We start from the raw sequence: 5323 nt of genomic DNA on the forward strand, positions 1-5323 counted from the left end.
GGCCGGCACCGCGCCCGGCGGGTCGCTGGCGTCGGCCGCCACGCAGGTCACCACCGCCGCCGGTTGTCCGGCCCGGCGGGCGGCGTCGACCGCGTCCAGCTCCGCGAGGTCACCGGCGTCGATCCGCTCCACGAACACGTCGAGTACGCCGCCGCAGGTCAGGCCCACCGCGTACGCGTCGTCGTCGCTCACCCCGTAGCGGGTCAGCTCGGGTGCGCCGGTGTCGAGCACGTGGCGGGCCCGTTCGTAGAGGTCCGCCTCGACGCAGCCGCCGGAGACGCTGCCGGTGACGGTGCCGTCGGCGGTGACGAGCATGGTGGCGCCGGGCGGCTGTGGGGCGGAGCGCCACGTGGCCACGACGGTGGCCAGGGCGATCGGCTCGCCGGCACGGCAGCGGCGGAGCATCTCGTCGAACACGTCCGGCACCTGCTGCCCCATTCGCGGTGAAAGGAGGAAAACACCCTTATGTGAAGGATATGGTCGATTCCGTCACGAGGGGGTGTGAGTTGGTGAAGTCCTACGAGGCACTGCGTACGGCACCGAACCCGGACCACGCGGTCGTCCGGGGTCCCGGCGAGGTGGAGGTCCACCTGCACGTCAACGGCGAGAGCCGAACGGCGATCATCGAGCCGCGGGTCAGCCTGCTCGACGCCCTCCGCGACCGGCTGGAGCTGACCGGCACCAAGAAGGGTTGCAACCAGGGCGCCTGCGGCGCGTGCACCGTGTGGGTGGACGGGCGCCGCGTGCTGTCCTGCCTGACCCTGGCGATCACCTGCGAGAACCGCGAGGTGACCACGATTGAGGCACTGTCGGAAGGGGACACGCTGCACCCGATGCAGCAGGCGTTCCTGGACTGCGACGCGTTCCAGTGCGGCTACTGCACCCCCGGCCAGATCATGTCCGCGGTGGCGCTGCTCGCCGAGGGGCACGTCGGCGACGACACCGAGATCGGGGAGTGGATGAGCGGCAACATCTGCCGTTGCGCCGCGTACCCGCACATCCGCGCGGCCATCCGCCGGGTCCGCGACGAGGGGGGCCCCGGCGATGCGTCCCGTTAGCTACTCCCGGGCCACCGACGTCGGCGCCGCGATCGGCGCGGTGAGCGCCGACCCGGAGAGCGCCTTCCTGGCCGGCGGCACCACCCAGGTCGACCTGCTGCGCATCTACGTCGAACAACCGCGCCGCCTGGTCGACATCAACGACCTGCCGCTGAACCGGATCGAGGAGCTGCCCGGCGGCGGGTTGCGGCTCGGTGGGCTGGCCCGGATGAGCGACGTGGCCGAGGAGCCGGAGCTGGTCCGGCGCTACCCGATGGTCGCCGAGGCGCTGCTGCTCGGCGCCTCCCCGCAGCTGCGCCACATGGCCACCATCGCGGGCAATCTCATGCAGCGGGTGCGGTGCAGCTACTTCCGGGACGTCGCGGCCGGCTGCAACAAACGGGCCCCGGGCACCGGGTGCAGCGCTATCGACGGGATCAACCGGGGGCACGCGGTGCTCGGCACCAGCGACTGCTGCATCGCCACCCACCCCTCGGACCTCGGCGTGGCCCTGGTCGCACTCGACGCGGTGGTGCAGACCGAGGGGCCCGGCGGCACGCGGAGCATCCCCATCGACGACTTCTTCCTGCTCCCCGGGCAGACCCCGGAACGGGAGCACCCGCTGACCCACGGCGAGCTGGTGACCGGCATCGACCTGCCACCGTTGCCGGTCGCGGCCACCTCCCGGTACATCAAGATCCGCGACCGCGAGTCGTACGAGTTCGCGCTCGCCTCCGTCGCGGTGGCCATGTCGGTTGTCGACGATCGGATCACCGAGATCCGGCTGGCCCTGGGCGGGGTGGCCACCAAACCGTGGCGGGCCCGGCAGGCCGAGCGGCTGCTCGACGGCGCGCCGGCGACCACCGAGTCGTTCACCCGCGCCGCCGAGGCGGAGCTGGCGCCGGCAGTGCCGCACGGAATGAACACCTTCAAGATCGAGCTGGCCCGGCGGACCATCGTCCGGGCCCTGGAGATCATGGCGCAGCGGGAGGGGACGACATGAGCCCGGCGATCGGCGCGACGCTCAACCGGGTGGACGGCCGCTTCAAGGTGCGCGGCGAGTCCCGTTACTCGGCCGAGGTCCCGGTGCCCAACCTGACGCACGCGGTGGTGGTGAACGCGAAGATCGCCAGCGGCCGGATCACCGCGATCGACACCAGCGAAGCCGAGCGGGCCGAAGGGGTGCTCGCCGTGCTCACCCACCGCAACCTGTCCCCGGTCGCCACCGTGCCGAAGCTGCTCCCGTCGCTGGCCGGGCTGGCCGCACCGGGGCAGAGCTTCTTCCCGATGCAGGACGAGACGATCCACTACGCCGGCCAGCCGGTCGCCATCGTGGTCGCCGACACCATCGAACGCGCCGACCACGCCGGCACCCTCATCCGCTTCGAGTACGCCCCCACGCCCGCCACCACCCTGCTCGACCAGGCCCGGGACCAGGCGTACGTGCCCGAGCGGATCTTCGGCGGGCTGCTGCCCGGGCACGCGTCCCGTGGCGACGTGGCGAAGGCGCTGGCCGAGGCGGAGGTGTGCGTCGACACCACGTACCGGTTCGCCCCCAACCACCACAACCCCATCGAGCCGTCGGCCAGCACCGCCGTCTGGGAGGACGCCGACCGGCTGACCGTCTACGACTCGACCCAGGGGCCGAACTCCGTCCAGTTCACCCTCGCCGAGCTGCTCGGCCTGCCACCGATCTCGATCCGGGTGGTCAGCCACGCCGTGGGCGGCAGCTTCGGTTCCAAGGCGATGGTCTGGCACCACCCGGCGCTGGCCGCGCTGGCCGCCCGGCACGTGGGCCGGCCGGTGCGGCTGGTACTCACCCGGGAGCAGATGTTCACCTCCTGCGGGCACCGCGAGGAGCAGGAGCAGCGGATCACCCTCGCCGCGGGGGCGGACGGCCGGATCACCGCGCTGCGCCACCACAAGCTCTCGCTCACCTCTCCGTTCGACGACTGGGCGGAGCCGTCGTTGCAGAGCCCGTCGGTGGCCTACACCAGCCCGAACTACGAGGGGATCTACCACCTGGTCCGGGGGAACACCATCACACCGACCTTCACCCGGGCCCCCGGTGAGGCGACCGGAATGTTCGCGCTGGAGTGCGCGATGGACGAGCTGGCCGAGCGCATCGGCGTCGACCCGCTGGAGCTGCGGCTGCGCAACTACTCGGCGACCGACCCGGAGAGCGGCAAGCCGTGGTCCAGCAGCGGGCTGACCGAGTGCTACCAGCGGGCGGCCGAGCTGTTCGGCTGGCACGGCCGCGACCCGCGACCCCGATCCCGGCGAGAGGGGCAGTGGCTGATCGGCACCGGCATGGCCAGCGCGCTCTACCCGGTGACCCAGCCGGTGAACCCGCAGCGCGCCCGGGCCCGGCTCTACAACGACGGCACCGCGGTGGTCGAGGCCGGCGTCTCGGAGTTCGGCACGGGTGTCTTCACCGCGATGACCCAGGTCGCCGCGGACGGGCTGGGCATTCCGGTGGAGCGGGTGCGGTTCGTGGGCGGCAGCAGCGACCTGCCGAACGTCACCGCCGCCGTGGGATCCGCCGGCACCAGCGCCGTGGGCTCCGCCGTACACCTGGCGACGACCCAGCTGCGCGACGAGCTGATCCGGCGCGCGGTGGCCGACGACCACTCGCCGCTGCGCGGCGCCGACCCGGCCGCCGTGCAGGTCCGCGACGGCAAGATGGTGCTGCGCGACCGTCCCGACGTCGGCGAGACGTACGCGGACCTGATGCACCGCACCTTCATGCCGGACGTGGAGGTGCTCGGCACCTGGAACCCGCCGCCGCAGGACGCCGGGTACGGGGTGCACACCTTCGGCGCGCAGATGGCCGAGGTGGCGGTGGACGCCGACCTCGGGGTGGTCCGCGTACGCCGGATGGTCGGGGTGTTCGCGCCGGGCCGGGTGCTCAACCGCAAGACCGCGCACAGCCAGCTCATGGGCGGGATGCTCTGGGGGCTGGGCCAGGCGCTGCTGGAGGCCACCCGGATGGACCCCCGGATGGGCCGCTGGGCCAACGCCAGCCTCGGCGACTACCTGGTGCCGGTCAACGCGGACGCGCCGGACGTCGTGGTGGACACCATCGAGGTGCACGACGAGGTGGTGAACCCGCTCGGCATGAAGGGCGTCGGGGAGATCGGCGTGGTCGGCGTGGCCGCCGCGATCGCCAACGCGGTTCACCACGCCACCGGGCGCCGGCAGTACGAGCTGCCGATCACCCTGGAGAAGCTGCTCTGAGGGTCAACTGACACATCGAGGGTCGGCTATTGCGTCGCGGCAGGACGGCGTGGTGGGATGACGCGTACCGGGCGGTGCGGGGGGCTGCCGTGCCGCCGGTTGCCGGGTTTCGTTTCACGCGAGGGCACCGGTCCACGACAGGGACCGTCGACGGCACGTGCCCACCGGGCGGTTCCCGCCGGGGCACGTCACCGTGATCGTCGCTTCCGCTCGTTCCAGCGGGGCGACCACGCCACATCCCCACCCGATCGCGGCGGGGCGGCTCGGGCGGCGCGCCTCGCGAGTCAGGAGAACCCGTGAACCGTTCCCGTACGGCCGCGTTGCTCACCGCGGCCGTGACCCTCACCCTCGGCGCCGTCGCCCTGGCGTCCCACTCGGAGCCGGCCGCCGCGCACGGCGCGGCGATGACCCCGGGCAGCCGCACGTACCTGTGCTGGCAGGACGGAATGAGCCCGACCGGCGAGATCAGGCCGAACAACCCGGCGTGCTCCGCCGCCGTGGCGCAGAGCGGCGCCAACTCGCTCTACAACTGGTTCAGCGTGCTGCGCTCCGACGCCGGCGGCCGGACCGTCGGCTTCATCCCGGACGGGCAGCTGTGCAGCGGCGGCAACCCCGGCTACCGCGGCTACGACCTGCCCCGCACCGACTGGCCGTTGACGCACCTGACCGCCGGTGCGCGGCTGGACTTCCGGTACAGCAACTGGGCACACCACCCGGGCACCTTCTACTTCTACGTGACCAAGAACAGCTGGAGCCCGACCCGGGCGCTGGCCTGGGGTGACCTGGAGGAGCAGCCGTTCCTGACGGTGACCAACCCGCCGCAGCGGGGCGGGGTCGGCACGAACGACGGGCACTACTACTTCAGCGGCAACCTGCCGTCGGGCAAGAGCGGCCGGCACATCATCTACTCCCGCTGGGTGCGCTCGGACTCGCAGGAGAACTTCTTCGGCTGCTCCGACGTGACCTTCGACGGCGGCAACGGCCAGGTCACCGGCGTCGGTCCGGGCGGAACCCCGCCGCCGAACCCGACCTGTCGCTTATACACATCT

5 protein-coding genes are annotated in these 5323 nt (G+C 72.3%); 4 read left to right on the forward strand and 1 reads right to left on the reverse strand.

Features of this window, described 5'->3' with window-relative positions; all coding sequences use genetic code 11:
• On the reverse strand, positions 1-417 hold a 417-nt coding region (locus DKT68_RS00800; protein WP_236646653.1), incomplete at its 3' end, for an XdhC family protein.
• Between the two features lie 161 nt (positions 418-578).
• Here DKT68_RS00800 and DKT68_RS00805 point away from each other — a divergent pair.
• From DKT68_RS00805 to DKT68_RS00820, 4 genes are all read left to right on the forward strand, one after another.
• Complete coding sequence (locus DKT68_RS00805) at positions 579-1058, forward strand: (2Fe-2S)-binding protein (protein ID WP_236646654.1); 480 nt, start codon at positions 579-581, stop codon at positions 1056-1058.
• Positions 1045-2040 (forward strand): FAD binding domain-containing protein, encoded by a 996-nt coding sequence (locus DKT68_RS00810; RefSeq protein WP_109815522.1) that lies wholly within the window; start codon positions 1045-1047, stop codon positions 2038-2040. The genes DKT68_RS00805 and DKT68_RS00810 overlap by 14 nt, the downstream gene beginning before the upstream one ends.
• Positions 2037-4274, forward strand: coding sequence for a xanthine dehydrogenase family protein molybdopterin-binding subunit (locus tag DKT68_RS00815; protein WP_109815523.1), 2238 nt, complete (start codon positions 2037-2039; stop codon positions 4272-4274). The genes DKT68_RS00810 and DKT68_RS00815 overlap by 4 nt, the downstream gene beginning before the upstream one ends.
• Before the next feature lie 296 nt (positions 4275-4570).
• On the forward strand, positions 4571-5323 hold a 753-nt coding region (locus tag DKT68_RS00820; RefSeq protein ID WP_146218249.1), incomplete at its 3' end, for a lytic polysaccharide monooxygenase auxiliary activity family 9 protein.

The sequence above is a fragment of the Micromonospora acroterricola genome, assembly GCF_003172955.1.
In the GTDB taxonomy this organism is placed as follows: domain Bacteria; phylum Actinomycetota; class Actinomycetes; order Mycobacteriales; family Micromonosporaceae; genus Micromonospora; species Micromonospora acroterricola.

What these genes read in the sequence shown, in the direction of transcription:
- DKT68_RS00815 (WP_109815523.1), top strand. Translation starts at nt 2,037, where the DNA reads ATGAGCCCGGCGATCGGCGCGACGCTCAACCGGGTGGACGGCCGCTTC.
- DKT68_RS00810 (WP_109815522.1), top strand. Translation starts at nt 1,045, where the DNA reads ATGCGTCCCGTTAGCTACTCCCGGGCCACCGACGTCGGCGCCGCGATC.